At 63.4% G+C, this 17,752-nt stretch carries 12 protein-coding genes; 6 read left to right on the top strand and 6 right to left on the bottom strand.

Going from position 1 to position 17,752, the window contains the following annotated elements:
* Window positions 1-20 precede the first annotated feature (20 nt).
* The gene (locus F3H95_RS06130; RefSeq protein WP_188134305.1) at window positions 21-1,469 is read left to right on the top strand and encodes an outer membrane beta-barrel protein; all 1,449 of its coding nucleotides are present in this window, start codon (window positions 21-23) and stop codon (window positions 1,467-1,469) included.
* Between the two features lie 90 nt (window positions 1,470-1,559).
* On the opposite strand, the gene galU is transcribed toward F3H95_RS06130, so the two are convergent.
* The gene (gene galU, locus F3H95_RS06125) at window positions 1,560-2,444 is read right to left on the bottom strand and encodes a UTP--glucose-1-phosphate uridylyltransferase GalU (RefSeq protein WP_143127713.1); all 885 of its coding nucleotides are present in this window, start codon (window positions 2,442-2,444) and stop codon (window positions 1,560-1,562) included.
* A 263-nt stretch (window positions 2,445-2,707) separates the two neighbouring features.
* Here galU and F3H95_RS06120 point away from each other — a divergent pair, with 263 nt between their 5' ends.
* Entirely contained in the window at window positions 2,708-3,874 is a 1,167-nt protein-coding gene (locus tag F3H95_RS06120) for a lytic murein transglycosylase (protein ID WP_244617932.1), read from the top strand.
* Between the two features lie 163 nt (window positions 3,875-4,037).
* Entirely contained in the window at window positions 4,038-5,219 is a 1,182-nt protein-coding gene (locus F3H95_RS06115; protein WP_149745288.1) for a DUF459 domain-containing protein, read from the top strand.
* Between the two features lie 46 nt (window positions 5,220-5,265).
* Here F3H95_RS06115 and F3H95_RS06110 read toward each other — a convergent pair whose 3' ends face one another.
* The 3 genes from F3H95_RS06110 to gltB form a co-directional block, all read right to left on the bottom strand.
* Window positions 5,266-5,847: a nucleoside 2-deoxyribosyltransferase gene (locus F3H95_RS06110; RefSeq protein WP_143127710.1), complete on the bottom strand. Its 582-nt coding sequence runs from the start codon at window positions 5,845-5,847 to the stop codon at window positions 5,266-5,268.
* A gap of 101 nt (window positions 5,848-5,948) precedes the next feature.
* Window positions 5,949-7,406 (bottom strand): glutamate synthase subunit beta, encoded by a 1,458-nt coding sequence (locus F3H95_RS06105; RefSeq protein ID WP_143127709.1) that lies wholly within the window; start codon window positions 7,404-7,406, stop codon window positions 5,949-5,951.
* Between the two features lie 163 nt (window positions 7,407-7,569).
* On the bottom strand, window positions 7,570-12,285 hold the full coding sequence (gltB, locus tag F3H95_RS06100; protein ID WP_244617902.1) for a glutamate synthase large subunit: 4,716 nt from the start codon (window positions 12,283-12,285) through the stop codon (window positions 7,570-7,572).
* Window positions 12,286-12,711: 426 nt separating this feature from the next.
* Here gltB and F3H95_RS06095 point away from each other — a divergent pair, with 426 nt between their 5' ends.
* A complete protein-coding gene (locus F3H95_RS06095) occupies window positions 12,712-13,764 on the top strand; it encodes a low specificity L-threonine aldolase (RefSeq protein WP_149745287.1) in 1,053 nt (350 codons plus the stop codon).
* Window positions 13,765-13,846: 82 nt separating this feature from the next.
* Here F3H95_RS06095 and F3H95_RS06090 read toward each other — a convergent pair whose 3' ends face one another.
* Entirely contained in the window at window positions 13,847-14,707 is an 861-nt protein-coding gene (locus tag F3H95_RS06090) for a LysR family transcriptional regulator (RefSeq protein WP_143127707.1), read from the bottom strand.
* A gap of 89 nt (window positions 14,708-14,796) precedes the next feature.
* On the opposite strand from F3H95_RS06090, the gene F3H95_RS06085 reads away from it, so the two are divergent.
* Window positions 14,797-15,789 (top strand): bile acid:sodium symporter family protein, encoded by a 993-nt coding sequence (locus F3H95_RS06085; protein WP_143127706.1) that lies wholly within the window; start codon window positions 14,797-14,799, stop codon window positions 15,787-15,789.
* Window positions 15,790-15,896: 107 nt separating this feature from the next.
* On the opposite strand, the gene F3H95_RS06080 is transcribed toward F3H95_RS06085, so the two are convergent.
* A complete protein-coding gene (locus F3H95_RS06080; RefSeq protein WP_149745286.1) occupies window positions 15,897-16,379 on the bottom strand; it encodes an Hsp20 family protein in 483 nt (160 codons plus the stop codon).
* 404 nt (window positions 16,380-16,783) lie between these two features.
* Between F3H95_RS06080 and F3H95_RS06075 the strand changes: the two genes are divergently transcribed.
* On the top strand, window positions 16,784-17,752 hold the full coding sequence (locus tag F3H95_RS06075) for an alpha/beta hydrolase (protein WP_149745285.1): 969 nt from the start codon (window positions 16,784-16,786) through the stop codon (window positions 17,750-17,752).

The following is a 17,752-nucleotide window of genomic DNA, read 5'->3' as shown; positions in this document are numbered from 1 at the left end:
CGCAGTGCATAAGGCTGTTCATGACCCGCATCCCTCTCCGTCACGGCAACCCGGCCCGGCATTTTCGGCCGGTGGCGCTGCTCGTGACGGCGGCGGTGCTGCTGGTGCCGGCGCTTGCGTCCGCGCAATCCCTCGTCACCGACGGCGGCGATGCGGGGACAACGGATGCGGCTTCCGCGGCCGGCAGCCCCCCGAACCCGCTCGGCGCAACAGTGCTGCGCATGGGGCTGCGGCAGGACGTGCCGCTGAGAAGCGACGGCACGGATGCCGATGACCTGAACACGCTGATCGAGGGGACGCAGAACCTGCCGGAACCGGCAATCGACGGCGACAATGCAGGTCGCACAGCGGATGACGGTACCGGTATCCGGCTCGGCAGCTTCATGCTGCGACCAACAATCAACGAGAGCATCAACGGCGAGCGCACCCGCAATGGCGGCAGCGAGACACGCCGCACCTATGCCGCCACCGCCGTCAACGGCACGCTGTCCTCCGACTGGTCGCGCCATGCCCTGACGGTGACGGCGGAAGGCACCCATGAGCGCAATCTGAGCGGCAATGCCAGCACGAAGCCGGAAGGACGCATCGACGCCGACCTGAGACTCGATCTGGCCGATCAAACCGTGGCGCATCTCACCGGCGGCTATGCCTTCCAGCGGGAATCGACCAGCGATCCGAACGCGGTGAGCGGCGCCACCACCCAGGCCGGCGTCAACCGCTATAGCACCGGCGCCTCCCTCTCGCGCGATTTCGGAATTCTGCGCGGTACGGCCAGTCTCGCGGCCGTGCGCTCCACCTATGGTTCGGCGCGCTTTGCCGATGGCAGCCGTCTTTCGCTTGGCGACCGGGACCGCTGGGCCGTCGAGGGCCGACTGCGGCTGGGTTACGAACTCTCCCCCGCCCTCATTCCCTTCATCGAGGCAAGCCTCGGCCGGGCGATCTACGACGATGCGCGCGATAGCTCCGGCTATGCCCGCTCCTCGCACAGCTATGGTGGCCGCGGCGGCCTGCAGTTCGATTTCGGCGAGAAGCTGCGCGGCGAATTCGGGATCGGCTACGCCACCGTCGATTACGAGGATGCCCGTCTCGCCTCGCTCGGCGCCGTCACTCTGGACGGCACGCTGTTCTGGTCGCCGCACCGGGGCACCGATGTCGATGTCGGCCTGCGCACCACCCTGCAGGATTCCACGGCCGCCGGCGTCAGTGGCTGGCGGGAATACCAGTGGACGGCCGGCCTCTCGCAACAGGTGCTCACCCGCCTGACCGCCCGCCTCACCGGCTCCGTCACGCAGCGCAACTTTTCCGCAAGCCCCGACGAGACTGACTGGCAGACCGGCTTCGGCCTGATCTGGAACCTCAACCGCTATTTCGATCTCACCGCCAATCTCGGCTACGAGCATACCGGCAATGCGAGTGGCCCGGACAGCAACTTGGTGCGCGCCGGCATCGGCGTCAGCCTGCGGCGATAGGGCGTCCCCTCTCTCGCGAAGAGATAAAATGGCAACAAAAAACCCCGCGGCGTCCGCCACGGGGTTCCTGGATTGCTCGTGCGGAGCGGATCATAGACCGGCGGTCAGCGCCTTCAGCGGGCCTTCGATCAGCGGGCGGATGTCGCCACGCTTCAGCGCGAAGGCGAGGTTCGCCAGGATGAAGCCGTCCTTGGCGCCGCAGTCATAGGTCTCGCCCTTGAAGTGGTAAGCGGCAAATTCCTGCGACTTGGCCAGCGTCAGCATGCCGTCGGTCAACTGGATTTCATTGCCGGCGCCGCGCTCCTGGGTTTCCAGGATCTTGAAGATCTCCGGCTGCAGGATGTAGCGGCCGTTGATGAAGAAGTTGGAGGGAGCAGTGCCCTTGGCCGGCTTTTCCACCATCTCGGTGATCTTGAAGCCTTCCTCGCCGACCTTGTCGCCCACGCCGACGATGCCGTACTTGTGGGCCAGTTCCGGTGCGCATTCCTCAACAGCGAGAACATTGCCGCCGGTCTTGTCGTAAAGCTCGACCATGCCCTTGAGGCAGCTCTTGTCCGACGACATGATCATGTCGGGCAGCAGAACCGCGAAGGGTTCGTCGCCCACGATATCACGGGCGCACCAGACGGCATGACCAAGACCCAGCGGAACCTGCTGGCGGGTGAAGCTTGCCGTGCCGGCCTTGGGAAGAAGATCCGCAAGCAAGGTCAGCTCGGCATTCTTGTTGCGCTCGCGCAGCATCTGTTCGAGTTCGAACTGAATGTCGAAATAATCTTCGATAACACCTTTGCCACGGCCGGTGACGAACACGAAATGCTCGATCCCTGCTTCCGCGGCTTCATCGACAACGTACTGGATGACCGGCTTGTCAACGACCGTCAGCATTTCCTTCGGAACAGCCTTCGTGGCTGGAAGGAAGCGGGTTCCCAGTCCTGCGACGGGAAATACGGCCTTACGGATTTTCTGTTGTCCCACTCATGCCTCCTAAAGCACTTACAATCATTGCGGTGCGGAATCGCACTTATCCGATAATCACCACATAATCACAAACAATGACAGATCAGTGTAGTGATGGTAAAGAATTTGTTGACACTGTCTGCCGTATCCTGCCGTGACAGCCAGGGCGTGGTTCCCGATCCTGGCGAATTTGAGACCGGAAAGCACAAGGAACACGACAGCCGATGAGATTTTTTACCCCACATCGTTTCGCCGGACTTGCCCTCTCCGTGATCGCGGCCATGATGCTGATCACCACTGCCATAGATGCCCAGGCCGAGCCTGGTTTCAAGGCGTGGGTGGCCAATTTCTACCGCACTGCAGCAGAAAACGGTATCACGCGTTCCACATACAACAAGGCCTTTGCCGGCGTCACGGGTCCCGACGAGGACGTGCTGCGCAAGGCGAACTATCAGCCGGAATTCAAGACCGAGATCTGGCAGTACCTGGATTCACGCGTCAATCCGTTTACCGTGCGCAACGGGCGCGAGATGCTGGCCAAGCACGGCAGGCTTCTCGATGCGCTCGAGCGCCGCTACGGGGTGGACAAGCACGTTCTGCTCGCCATCTGGTCCATGGAATCCAATTACGGCGCAGTGCTGTCCCAGCCGGAGCGGCTGCACAACATTCCGCAGGCGCTGGCAACGCTGGCCTGGGCGGATCCGAAGCGGGCAAAATTCGCCCGCACGCAGTTGATCGCAGCGCTCAAGATCCTGCAGAGCGGCGAAATCTCGCCAAGACACCTGACCGGCTCCTGGGCCGGGGCCATGGGCCATACCCAGTTCATCCCGACGAGCTATCTCCTCTATGCCGTCGATGCCGACGGCGATGGCCGCCGCGACATCTGGAGTTCCGTTCCGGACGCGCTCGCCACTGCCGCCAACCTGCTGGCGCAGAACGGCTGGGAGAATGGCCGGGCCTGGGGCTACGAGGCGCTTCTTCCGCCGACGGTGACCCGTTATGCCGGCCAGACGAAGACGCTTGCCCAATGGGCCGCCCTCGGTGTTATCCGCGCCAATGGAAAACCCTTCCCCCGTGGCAGCGATCGGGCGGAACTGAAACTTCTCGCTGGCGCCGAAGGCCCCGCATTCCTCATGCTGCGGAATTTCTTCGTGGTGAAGCGCTACAATGCCGCCGACAGCTATGCGCTGGCCGTCGGCCTTCTGGCGGACGAAATTGCCGGTTATGGCGGCATGGTTCAGCCCTGGCCGCGCCCGCACGGCACGCTGGACGTGAAGGAAAAATTCGAGCTGCAGCGTCGGCTGAAGGCTCTTGGCTATTATGATGGCGAGATCGACGGTAATTTCGGCTCGGGCTCGCGGGCGGCCATCAGTGCCATCCAGTCGCGCCTCGGCATGGAGGCGGATGGCGAGCCGTCGCAGACGCTGCTGAAGCGGCTGCGCAACTGATCGTCGTTCAGGGGCTGGAACGGCGGTCAGAGTCTGCCCGCGGTTGAGAAGGCGCCGATGCTCCATCCTTCGGATGGCCGGCGCCTTTGGCGTTGGAAAGGCTCCATCAGGGTCAAAAGCCGATCAGGTGAGTGTTCTGCCCCTGACGCGAAGGACGGATACGATGACGGAAGGCAATGGCAAGGGAAAACGGGCGGCGTTCGTAGCCTTGTGCGTCCTGCTGCTCGCTCCGCTCGACATTGCGCCCGCAGACGCGCAGGAGCGCCGCACCCTGATGGACATGCTGTTCGGTGATCGTCACCAGATTCAGGAGCGAGCTACCCCTTCTCCCGAAAGGCCGCGACGGCGCACACCGCCCCGGACGGCCGCGCCCGGCGAGAGCCGTCCGGCAACGTCGCAAACCGCGCGTCCGGACGAACCGGCGCCGGTGGAGAAGATGGAGGATGCCCGCAAGATCCTGGTGATCGGCGACTTCACGGCCATGAGCCTCGGCAAGGGCCTCACCGAAGCCTTTGCGCAGGATCCTTCCGTCGCAATTGTCGAACAGGGCTCCGGCTCGTCTGGCCTCGTGCGCGAAGATCACCTCAACTGGCCGCAGCAGTTGCAGCAATTGCTGGCGCAGGAAAAGCCGAAGCTGGTGGTGGTGATGATCGGCGCCAATGACCGGCAGGCCATGCAGGTTGACGCCACGCGCGAGCGCTTCCGCAGCGAAAAGTGGCTGGCCGCCTACGAGGCTCGCATCGCACGGCTGGCGAAGCTGGTGACCGATGCCGGTCTGCCGCTTCTCTGGGTGGGACTGCCAGCCTTCGAGTCGCCGTCCCTCACCACCGACGCCGTGACACTGAACGGCATCTACCGCCATCAGGTGGAGAAGATGGGCGGCGAATTCGTCGATATCTGGGATGGCTTCGTCAGCGAAAGCGGTGCCTTCATCGTGACAGGCTCCGACATCAACGGCCAGCCGGTGCGCCTGCGCAGCGCCGACGGCATCGGCTTTACCGATGCGGGCAAGCGCAAGCTCGCCTTCTACGTGGAAAAGCTGGCGCGACGCCATCTCGGCGATCTCAGCATCACCGACATCATCCGGGGCGATGCCGCCAATCTGCCGCAGCTTTCCAGCCTGCCGCCGGCAGCGGAACCCAGCGTCAAGACACAGCCGATCAGCCTGACCGATCCGGAACTGGACGGTGGCGGCGAACTTTTGGGCCAGAAGACATCTGAGGCGCCAAAACCGGCAGCGGGGGAGACACCGCGCGAGCTTCTGGTCAAGCGCGGCGAACTGCCGGAGGCACCGGCCGGCCGCGTCGATTATTACCGCACCGAGATTACCGGCTCGACCCGCTGAGCAAGACGCAGCCCGTCAACGTCGAGCCTGTGAACAACGGACGGCCTTACGCCGCCTGCTCGTCGCGTCGTTTTGCAAGCACCGAAAGGCATTCTTCAAAGGCCGTGAGATCCGTGTAGACGGCATCAGCCGCCGCGGCATGGATGGCAATATGGCCGCCGCGCCGTTCGATGCCACCATGCAGCATGAGGTTCTCGATCATGTCGAAATCCTCAAGCGAAATGCCGTCCGGCCCGCGCTTGCGGCCATCCGCCCCTTCCCGCACCTCACCGCCGTAATAGGCGCTGGTGCGGGCAAAGTGATTGGCCGCCACATTGGTATAGGCCGCCACCAGCTTGCCCTGGGCGCACATGTAACCCAGTTCGAAGGCCGTTCCGACATCGGCCGCGATGCCGCGGAACGGGGTCAGGTTGGCGATCACGCCGTCGGCGCGGTTCATCATGCCCTCGTCCACCGCGCTGATCTTGAGGCCGAATTCGTGGCGGGTCGGGGCGGGTTCGATGGAGATGTCGCCGGGGCAGATCGGCTCGAAGCCATAGGAACGCGCCATCGCCGCCTTGCGGTCGAGCATGTCACGGGCATTGGGCAGGAACACCTCCGGCCCGGCAAGATAGAGTTTCAGGGTCATGGGCCGGTCTTCCGGTAAATGCGCTGGCGATAAGGCGGCGGCAAAGGGATTGTGAAAAACAGATCGGCCCGGTTTCCCGAGCCGATCCTGATCTGTCGCTATCAGGCGGGCAGCACGGTGCTGCCCATCAGGGCCTCATCCACGGCGCGTGCCACCTGACGGCCCTCACGGATGGCCCAGACCACCAGCGACTGGCCGCGGCGCACGTCACCAGCCGTCCAGAGCTTGTCGACCGAGGTCTTGTAGTCGCGGTCATTGGCGACAACATTGGTCGAGCCGCGGCGGTCGACATTGAGCGCCAGCTTGTCGCCCAGATCCTTCAGAACGCTATCCTTCGCCGGACCCGAGAAGCCGATGGCGATGAAGGCGAGATCGGCCTTGATGATGAAATCCGTGCCGGCGATCGGCTTGCGGCGCTCATCCACCTGGCAGCAGCGAACGCCCGTCAGCTGGCCGTCCTCATCACCGACGAATTCCAGCGTTGCCACCTGGAACTCGCGCACGGCACCTTCGGCCTGCGAAGACGAGGTGCGCATCTTGGTGGCCCAGAACGGCCAGACAGCCAGCTTGTCTTCCTTTTCCGGCGGCATGGGACGAATGTCGAGCTGGGTCACCTTCACGGCACCCTGGCGGAAGGCCGTGCCGACGCAGTCCGAAGCCGTATCGCCGCCACCGACGACGACGACATGCTTGGCACCGGCGAGGATCGGCTCCGACGGCCAGCCGACGCTGTCGATGTTTTCGCGACCGACGCGACGGTTCTGCTGCACGAGATAGGGCATGGCATCATAGACGCCGTGCAGTTCCACGCCCGGAATGCCGGCCGGGCGCGGCGTTTCGGAGCCGCCGCAATAGATGACCGCATCATGCTCGGCCAGCAGCTTTTCCATCGGCAGATCGACGCCGATATTGACGCCGCAATGGAAGGTGACGCCCTCGCCCTTGATCTGCTCGACACGGCGGTCGATGAAGTTCTTCTCCATCTTGAAGTCCGGAATGCCATAGCGCAGCAGACCGCCGGGCTTGCTCTCCCGCTCGTAGACATGCACCTCGTGACCGGCACGGCCAAGCTGCTGGGCAGCCGCGAGACCGGCAGGACCGGAGCCGATGATGGCGACCTTCTTGCCGGTGTGGATGGTCGGCGGCTGCGGCGAGATGAAGCCCAGCTCATAGGCCTTGTCGGCAATCGCCTGCTCCACCGTCTTGATGGCGACGGGGGCATCTTCCAGGTTCAGCGTACAGGCTTCCTCGCAGGGCGCCGGGCAGACGCGACCGGTGAATTCCGGGAAGTTGTTGGTGGAATGGAGGTTGCGGATCGCCTCTTCCCACTTGTTGTTATAGACGAGGTCGTTCCAGTCCGGGATCTGGTTGTGAACCGGACAGCCGGTCGGGCCATGGCAATAGGGAATGCCACAGTCCATGCAGCGGGCTGCCTGTTTCGTCACCTCGGCATCCGACATCGGAATGGTGAACTCGCGGAAGTGGCGAATACGGTCCGACGCAGGCTGGTATTTTGCCACCTGCCGGTCGATTTCCATGAAACCCGTAACCTTGCCCATGTTTCATCCCTCACTTCAGACTGGGAACCTTCAGGCTCCCTGTATCGACCGTCGCCATTTGCGCCCTCGCCGATACGATGAAATTCCCTTCGATCTTTCCGTTCGCAAAGGCCAGCGTGGCATTCGCGAACGGCTTGATCAGTGAATGATCGGTTGCGGCGACTTACTCCGCCGCAACGCCCATGCGCATGCGTTCCATTTCCTCCAGAGCACGGCGGTATTCGACCGGCATGACCTTGCGGAACTTCGGACGATACTCGGTCCAGCGATCCAGGATCTCCTTGGCGCGGGTGGAGCCCGTGTAGTGGAGATGGTTGGAGATCATCTGGTAGAGGCGCTCCTCGTCGTGGCGCGTCATGTCCTCGGACACATCCACGCGTCCCTTGTGCATGAGGTCGCCACCGTGATGGTGGAGCTTCTCCAGCATGTCGTCTTCTTCCGGCACCGGCTCCAGCTCGACCATGGCCATGTTGCAGCGCTTGGCGAAATCGCCGCTCTCATCGAGAACGTAAGCCACGCCGCCGGACATGCCGGCTGCGAAGTTGCGGCCCGTTTCGCCGAGAACCACCACGATGCCGCCCGTCATGTATTCGCAGCCGTGATCGCCCACGCCTTCGACGACGGCAATCGCACCGGAGTTGCGCACCGCAAAGCGCTCGCCTGCCACACCGCGGAAGTAGCATTCGCCGGTGATCGCGCCGTAAAGCACCGTGTTGCCGACGATGATCGACTGTTCAGCGGCAAGCTTCGAGTTTTCCGGCGGGCGCACGATGATGCGGCCACCCGAGAGCCCCTTGCCGACATAGTCGTTGCCGTCACCCACCAGATCGAACGTGATGCCGCGGGCAAGGAAGGCGCCGAAGGACTGGCCGGCCGTGCCACGCAGGGTGACATGGATGGTGTCGTCCTTGAGACCCTTGTGACCCCAGCGCTTGGCAAGCGCGCCCGAGAGCATGGCGCCAGCCGAGCGGTCGACGTTCTTGATCGGCACCTCGAAGACCACCGATTCCTTGCTTTCCAGCGCCGGCAGCGACTTTTCGATCAGCTTGCGATCGAGAATCTCGTCGATCGGATGCTTCTGGCGCTCGGTCCAGTAGGTCGCCTCCTTCGGAGCCTCCACCTTGTGGAAGATGCGGCTGAAATCGAGCCCCTTGGCCTTCCAGTGCGCCAGCATCTCATCCTTCTCCAGAAGTTCGGAAGCGCCGATGATTTCGTCCAGCCGGGTAAAGCCCAGCGAAGCGAGGATTTCGCGCACTTCTTCGGCCACGAAGAAGAAGTAGTTGATGACGTGTTCGGGCGTACCCTTGAAGCGCTTGCGCAGAACCGGATCCTGCGTGGCAACGCCGACGGGGCAGGTGTTCAGATGGCACTTGCGCATCATGATGCAGCCGGCGGCGATCAGCGGCGCGGTCGCGAAACCGAACTCGTCGGCGCCCAGCAGCGCACCCACAATCACGTCACGACCCGTCTTCAGGCCGCCATCGACCTGCAGCGCGATGCGCGAGCGAAGACCGTTCAGCACCAGCGTCTGCTGGGTTTCGGCAAGGCCGATTTCCCAGGGGCTACCGGCATGCTTCAGCGAGGTGAGCGGCGAAGCGCCCGTGCCGCCATCGAAGCCGGCGACCGTGATATGATCGGCGCGCGCCTTGGCAACGCCGGCGGCAACCGTGCCGACGCCCACTTCCGACACCAGCTTGACCGAGATATCGGCCGCCGGGTTGACGTTCTTCAGGTCGTAGATCAGCTGCGCCAGATCTTCGATCGAATAGATGTCGTGGTGCGGCGGCGGCGAGATGAGGCCGACGCCCGGCGTGGAATGGCGGGTCTTGGCCACCGTCGCATCCACCTTGTGGCCGGGCAGCTGGCCGCCTTCGCCGGGCTTGGCACCCTGCGCCACCTTGATCTGCAGCATGTCGGCATTGACGAGATATTCCGTCGTCACACCGAAGCGGCCGGAGGCGATCTGCTTGATGGCCGAACGCTCGGGGTTCTGCGACCCGTCCGCCAGCGGCATGTAACGATCGCTCTCTTCGCCGCCCTCACCCGTGTTCGACTTGCCGCCGATGCGGTTCATGGCAATCGCGAGCGTGGTGTGCGCCTCGCGGCTGATCGAGCCGAAGGACATGGCACCGGTCGAGAAGCGCTTGACGATATCCACCGCCGGCTCGACCGCATCGATAGACACCGGCTTGCGGCCGATCGCCTCTGCCGACTTGATCTTGAACAGGCCGCGAATGGTGTTCATGCGCAGCGAGGTCTCGTTCACCATGGCTGCGAATTCGCGATAGCGGTCCTGGCTGTTGCCGCGCACTGCATGCTGCAGCGAGGCCACCGCATCCGGCGTCCAGGCATGGCTTTCGCCGCGCATGCGGTAAGCATATTCGCCACCGATATCGAGCGTGGAGGCCAGAACCGGGTCCTTGCCGAAGGCAGCCTTGTGGCGGGCCACGGTTTCCTCGGCAATTTCCGCCAGACCAACGCCTTCGATGGTGGTGGCGGTGCCGAAGAAGTACTTGTTGACCAGTTCCGAAGCGAGGCCGATGGCATCGAAGATCTGCGCGCCGCAATAGGACTGGTAGGTCGAGATGCCCATCTTGGACATGACCTTCAGGATGCCCTTACCCACGGCCTTGATGTAGCGATAGACCACTTCGCTCGCATCGACTTCCTTGGGGAATTCGCCGCGGGCATGCATGTCCGTCAGCGTATCGAAGGCGAGATAGGGGTTGATCGCCTCGGCGCCGAAGCCGGCGAGGCAGCAGAAATGATGGATCTCGCGCGGCTCGCCCGATTCCACGACGAGACCGACGGAGGTGCGCAGCCCCTTGCGGATCAGGTGATGGTGCACGGCAGCCGTCGCCAACAGCGCCGGGATGGCGATGCGGTCCGGGCCGATCTGGCGGTCGGAGAGAACGATGATGTTATAACCGCCCTTGACCGCCGCTTCCGCACGCTCGCAGAGACGGTCGAGCATTTCCGGCATGCCTTCGGCGCCCCGCTCCACATCATAGGTGAAGTCGAGCGTCTTGGTGTCGAAGTGATCTTCCATGTGGCCGATGGAACGGATCTTTTCGAGATCGCCATTGGTCAGGATCGGCTGGCGCACTTCCATGCGCTTGGCCTTGGCCATGCCCTCATGGTCGAGAATGTTCGGGCGCGGGCCGATGAAGGAGACGAGGCTCATCACCAGCTCTTCGCGGATCGGGTCGATCGGCGGGTTCGTCACCTGCGCGAAGTTCTGCTTGAAATAGGTGTAAAGCAGCTTCGACTTCGACGACATGGCCGAGATCGGCGTGTCGGTGCCCATGGAGCCGACGGCTTCCTGGCCGGTGGTCGCCATCGGCGACATCAGGATCTTGGTGTCTTCCGAGGTGTAGCCGAAAGCCTGCTGGCGGTCGAGCAGCGACACGTCGCGGCGCAGCGCGCGCGGCTCCACGGGCTTCAGGTCTTCCAGAATGATCTGGGTGCGGTCCAGCCAGTTGCGGTAGGGATGCTTGGTGGCAAGCTCGTTCTTCACTTCCTCGTCGGAAACGATGCGGCCCTTCTCCATGTCGATCAGCAGCATCTTGCCGGGCTGCAGGCGCCACTTCTTGACGATGGTTTCTTCCGGAACCGGCAGCACGCCGGCTTCGGAGGCCATGATCACGCGGTCGTCGGAGGTGACGACATAGCGGGCCGGACGCAGGCCGTTGCGGTCGAGCGTCGCGCCGATCTGCTTGCCATCGGTGAAGGCAACCGCTGCCGGACCATCCCACGGCTCCATCAGCGCGGCATGGTATTCGTAGAAGGCCTTGCGCTCCGGGCTCATGGACTGGTTGCCCGCCCAGGCTTCCGGGATCAGCATCATCACCGCATGGGCCATGGAATAGCCGCCGCGCACGAGGAATTCGAGCGCGTTGTCGAAGCAGGCGGTGTCCGACTGGCCCTCGTAGGAGATCGGCCAGAGCTTGGAGATATCGTCGCCGAAGAAGGGCGAGGAGACGGACGCCTGACGCGCCGCCATCCAGTTGACGTTGCCGCGCAGCGTGTTGATTTCGCCGTTATGGGCCACCATGCGGTACGGGTGCGCCAGCTTCCACGACGGGAAGGTGTTGGTCGAGAAACGCTGGTGCACGAGGGCAACCGCGGATTCGAAGCGCGGATCGGACAGGTCCTTGTAATAGGCACCCACCTGATAAGCCAGGAACATGCCCTTGTAGACGATGGTCGAGGACGACAGCGACACCGGATAGAAGCCGGTCTCCTGACCGCCGAACTGGTCGTAGATGCGGTTGGAGATCACCTTGCGCAGCAGGAAGAGCTTGCGCTCGAAGTCATGGTTCGTCGCCGCATCGCGGCCGGCGCCGATGAAGACCTGACAGTGATAGGGTTCGGTTGCAGCGATATCCGGCGCCTTGGAGAGCGAAGAATTATCGACCGGCACATCGCGGAAGCCGAGGAACTGCTGACCTTCTTCGGCGATAACGTCGATCATCACCTTCTTGAAGTGGGCGATCTGTTCCGGGTCGCGCGGCATGAAGATATGGCCGACGGCATATTCGCCAGCCTTCGGCAGCGTCACACCCTGCTTGGCCATTTCCTCGCGGAAGAAACGGTCGGGGATCTGCACGAGAATGCCCGCGCCATCGCCCATCAGCGGATCGGCGCCAACAGCGCCGCGATGGGTGAGGTTTTCCAGGATGAACAGGCCGTCCTTGACGATCTGGTGCGACTTCTGGCCCTTCATGTGGGCGATGAAGCCGACGCCGCAGGCGTCGTGCTCGTTGCGCGGATCGTAGAGACCCTGCGCCATGGGCAGACCGGGGAAGGACGGACGAGCCGGAATGACGGCTTTCACGGTCTCGCCTTCGGCGCCATGGGGTCTTTCAGCCTCGGTCATCATTCGTCCTCCTTATCGGCCGCCGGAGCGGGCAAGGGTTGATCTCATAAGGCGCACAAGGCGCCACACAGACTTACACAGCGCAGGTGAACCGCAGACGACAAGACCTCCCGGACGGGAGGTTAACGCTTCGTTACGGCCTTTCGCGGCGAATTAGGACAGAATGACTGTCCTAGTTTTCATTTTCTATGACAGAAATCAGGGTCCCGCGCAAGGGCGCGGCAGGGAAAAAGAGCACCCCTCACAGCTGGAAAATTGCCGTTCCGCCCCACATTCACGCAAGAAAATTATCGAAAGCGAAGCTCTTCTTTCCACTTCATGCCCCAAAATCGGGTCCGCCGGCGCCAACCCCATAATGCTATTGATCCGCAGGACGAACGGCCGCATCTTTCCGCGCATCCTGACCCCTCTTGCGAGAAATGCCTCATGTTCTTTGCCTCGGACAACTGGGCTGGCGCTCACCCCGCCATCAACGAACGCCTGCTGAAAGAATCGACGCGCTTTGCCGCAGCCTATGGCACGAGCGAACTGGACCGCGCCATCGAACAGCGCTTCAACGAGATTTTCGAGCGCGAGGTCGCCGTCTTCTTCGTGGCGACCGGCACGGCCGCCAATTCGCTGGCGCTGGCGAGCCTCGCCAAGCCGGGCGGCGTCACCTTCGCCCATTCCGAAGCGCATGTAATCGAGGACGAATGCGGCGCGCCGGACTTCTTCAGCGGCATGCGCATGTCGCCCGTGCCCGGGGCGCTTGGCAAGATGGACCCGAAACAGCTGCGCAGCCGCATCGCGCGCTATCCGCAGGATGCCGTCCACCACGGCCGCGCCACCGCCATCACCATGACGCAGGCCACTGAAGTCGGCAGCATCTACAGCCTCACCGAGATCGAGGAGATTGCCGGGATCGCGAAAGAGCATGGCCTGCCGCTGCACATGGATGGCGCCCGCTTTGCCAATGCGCTCGTGCAGCTGGGCGCGACACCCGCCGAGATGACCTGGAAGCGCGGCGTCGACGTGCTTTCCTTCGGCGGCACCAAGAATGGCTGCTGGTGCGCGGAAGCGATCGTCTTCTTCGATCCGGAGATGGCGCGGGAACTGCCCTTCATCCGCAAGCGCTCCGCCCAGCTGTTCTCCAAGTCGCGCTTCATCGCCGCGCAGTTCGAGGCCTATCTGCAGGACAATCTCTGGCTGGACCTCGCCCGTCACGCCAATGCCATGGCGGATCGTCTGCGCGCCGGGCTCGAGGCCTCCAACAGCGCAAGGCTGGCCTGGCCGACAGCCTCCAACGAAGTCTTTGCCGTCATTCCGAAATCCACCGCCCAGGCGGCCGAGGCCAGGGGCGCCAAGTTCTATGACTGGCTGGAGCCGCACGACATGCCGGAACCGGTTGCCGAGCACGACCTGCTGATCCGTCTCGTGACAAGCTTTGCGACCGAGCCCCAGGATGTGGATGCGTTTCTCGACGTGATCGCCGCCGGCTGAAGGATCCGCCACAAGGAGCGCCGGCTGGCAGGTCCGGCGCCTGTCTCAACCGAACGATATCATGAGGCGCATGGCGTGCCGCTCAGGGCGCACCATGCGGCCGGATGCGCTGGACGATCAGGCTCGACAAGGCCTCCGTCAGCGCCGTATCTGCGCCGCGGCGCGCAACCAGCACGAATTCCACATCCTCCAGAACCGGCAGGCGATCGCCTGCCACCTCCCTCAGACCATCCGGCGCCATGCTGCGGGGCTGCACGAGAACGCCCATGCCGGCCCGCGCAGCGGCTGTGAGGCCGGCGAGACTGCCGCAGGTGCAGACAATGCGCCAGGGCAGACCTGCCCTGTCGAGCACCTCCTGCGCCACGCGACGTGTGATGCTGGGCGTCGGAAAGGCAATCAGCGGCACGGGATGGCCCGGCTCGACCTGCAGGAGATCCGGGTCGCGCGCCAGCCAGACGAGCGGCTCGCGATAGAGCAGACGTCCGTGGGTTTCGCCGATGTGGCGCTTGGCCAGCACCAGATCCAGATCGCCCACATCCTGCATCTGGTAGAGGGAGGCGCTGAGCGCCACCGTCAACTCCAGATCGACCAGAGGATAGAGGCGGATGAAATCCTCCAGAATGCCGGTCAGCCGGTTGGCCACCACGTCTTCGGAGACTCCGAGCCGCAGGCGTCCCCGCAGCCGGCTCTCCCCGAACATCGACATCACCTTGCCGTTCAGGTCCAGCATGCCGCGCGCGTAGCTGAGAAGCGCCTCCCCTTCCGTCGTCAGCTTGACGCGATGCGTGGTGCGATCGATCAACTGCCGCCCAAGGCTCTGCTCCAGCCGCTGGATATGGTGCGTGACTGTGGACTGGCCGACGCCCAGCTGCTCGGCCGCCAGCGTGAAGCTGCCGGTTTCATGCAGGCGGACGAAACTGGCCAGATGGACGAGATTCAGCATTTTATCATGAACCACAATAACTGTTAGTCTTTGCATTCTGTTTCATGATAGCGCATGCGTAAAGGCCAGATCAGCTGACAGGAACGACCATGCGCCGGTTTTTGCCCGATACCTTCACCCTGATGCTGGTGACGACGGTCATCATCGCATCCTTCCTGCCCGCCAAGGGCGCGTTTGCCACGTATTTCGGCTATGCGACAGACTGCGCCATTGCGCTTCTCTTCTTTCTGCATGGCGCAAGACTGTCGCGGGATGTGGTCATTGCCGGCATCCTGCACTGGCGCCTGCACCTGACGATCCTTGCCGTCACCTATGCGATCTTCCCCCTTCTCGGCCTCGGGGCGGGCTTCATCCCGTCGACGATCCTGAAGCCGGAACTGTATGTCGGCCTCCTTTATCTCTGCGTGCTGCCGTCGACCGTGCAGTCCTCGATCGCGTTCACCTCGATTGCCGGCGGCAATGTGCCGGCGGCCATCTGCTCGGCCTCGGCTTCCAACCTGTTCGGCATGTTCCTGACGCCGCTCCTCGTCGGCCTTTTGATGACGACGAGTGGTACCTCCGGCTTCTCGCTTGATGCCTTGGAGACGATCCTGCTGCAGCTGCTTGCCCCCTTCATCCTTGGCCAGTTGCTGGAACCCTGGATCGGCGGCTGGGTGCGCGCCCGCAAGAAGCTGCTGATGCCGGTCGATCGGGGTTCGATCCTGATGGTCGTTTATCTCGCCTTCTCCGAATCGGTGAACGAGGGCCTGTGGCACACCTTCTCGATCACCGATATCGGCGTCGTCATCGTCATGGATGCACTGCTGCTGGCGCTGGTACTGTGCATCACCATGTTCGGCAGCCGCCTGCTCGGCTTCAACAAGGAAGACGAGATCACCATCACCTTCTGCGGTTCGAAGAAGAGCCTGGCGTCCGGCGTGCCCATGGCAGGCGCCATCTTTGCCGGCCAGAGCATCGGCGCCATCGTTCTGCCGCTGATGCTGTTCCACCAGATCCAGCTGATGACCTGCGCGGTTCTTGCCCAGAAATATGCCGCGAAGCGCGCAGCGCGCCAGGCTGCCGCCGTGACGGCCGCAGCCTGACGGACCCGTCGACGGCCAAACGAAAGCCCCCTCCCGAGACGCTCGGGAGGGGGCTTTTGCGTCAGCAGACAATGTCGGGCAGGCAATGACGCCGCGCCGAGATCCGGTCAGTTGACCTTCTGCGGATCCGGCTGGGCCTCGATCGTCTTCGGCGTGCTGACGACATCGGCAGCGATCGCGATGCGGCGCGGCTTCAGCGTTTCCGGAATGTTGCGCAGGAGATCGATGTGCAGCAGACCGTTCTTCAGCGAGGCGGCACGCACTTCCATGTGATCGGCCAGCTGGAAGCGGCGCTCGAAGGCGCGCTTGGCAATGCCGCGATAAAGATACTCGCTCTTGTCCGATGTTTCTTCCTCGGACTTCTCGCCCTTGACGGTCAGCACATGGGCATGTGCCTCGATGCTCAGTTCCTTTTCATCGAAGCCGGCGACCGCCATGGTGATGCGGTAGGTGTTTTCGCCGGTGCGCTCGATATTGTAGGGCGGGTAGGTCTGGGCCTGCTCGGGCTGGCCGACACCGTCCAGCATGGAAAAGAGGCGGTCGAAGCCGACGGTCGAGCGATAGAGCGGCGAAAAATCGATGTGACGCATGGTGTCCTCCTGTGAAGCGACGTTTGCGGTTTTTTCAATCTCGGAACGGCGCCCCATCTGGCGGCGCCGGCCCCTGGTGCGGACCCTTGCGGCGTCCGTGACCCTGAGATGGGAGCGGCAAAAATCGGCTTCAAGAGCCGTGACGTCGAAAAATGACGCCCGCTCAACACGCCGGACGTCCCATGGCTGAACCCTGGCTGAAGGGGTGGTTCGACTGCCGTTCAGGCGCTTCCGGTCAAAGCGGACATTGCCGGCCCGCCCTCATGCATGCCGACGGCTGACGTCCGTCCCGTCTCGCCAGCCCTGCTGCCGGTACCGGAAAACAATCTCCGGTTCCGGCTTTTTTCTTTGACGAGAGCGGATGCAGATCCTATCCGTGGACAGGCATAGCAGGTGGCGAGCCGATGGACGACATTCTCTTCCCCACGCCGGACAATCCGCTGCCGGAGGATTTTACGGCAGGCTTCCTGACGGCCCATGACGGCGTGCGGCTGCGCTATAGTCTGTTCCGTTCCGCCGTGTCGCCGGCGCGCGGCACCGTGGTGCTGCTGCAGGGTCGCAACGAATTCATCGAGAAATATGCCGAGACCATCCGCGATCTCAATGCCATGGGGTTGTGGGTCGCGACCTTCGACCTGCGCGGCCAGGGCGGATCGGGGCGGCTGCTGAAAGATCATCGAAAGGGCCATGTGCGTCGCTTTGCCGATTACGAGCGCGATCTCGACCTGTTTCTGCAAAAGGTGGTGCTGCCGGATGCCCGCCTGCCCTTCTTTCTGCTCGCCCATTCCACCGGCGCGCTGATTGCGCTGTCGGCGGCGCCGCGGCTTGCCAACCGCATCGAGCGCATGGCGCTGCTGGCGCCTTACGTGGCGCTTGCCAACCAGCAATTGCCGGAGCCGTGGATCCGCCGCCTGGCGGCCGGTTTCTCGGCGCTCGGTTTCGGGCGAAAGTCCATGGGCCAGGATCGCAGCCAGCGTCCCTTCGCCGACAATCCGCTGACGGGGGACGCCACCCGCTTTGCCCGCAACGCAGCCTTCATCGCCGCGCATCCGCAGCTGACGGTCGGCGCTCCAACGGCGCGCTGGCTGCACGAGACGCTGACAGCGGCAAGCCGCGTCAGCCAGCAGGCACATCTGACGCGCATCACCATTCCAACACTGCTGATCGCGCCGATGCGCGATGGCGTGGTGCCCTATCTGGCGCAGGAAAACCTGTCGCGCAATTTTCGCGCGGCACAGCTGATCCCGGTCACCGGTGCCCGCCACGAGATTTTGCAGGAACGCGACATCTACCGCGCGCAGGCACTCGCCGCTATCCAAGCCTTCATGCCGGGCAGCGAGACCATGCCACCGCTGTCCGACGCAGTGGCCTGA

The organism is Rhizobium sp. RU35A (genome assembly GCF_900156005.1).
Taxonomy (GTDB): domain Bacteria; phylum Pseudomonadota; class Alphaproteobacteria; order Rhizobiales; family Rhizobiaceae; genus Neorhizobium; species Neorhizobium straminoryzae.
This window is presented reverse-complemented; position numbering and strand designations above follow the sequence as displayed.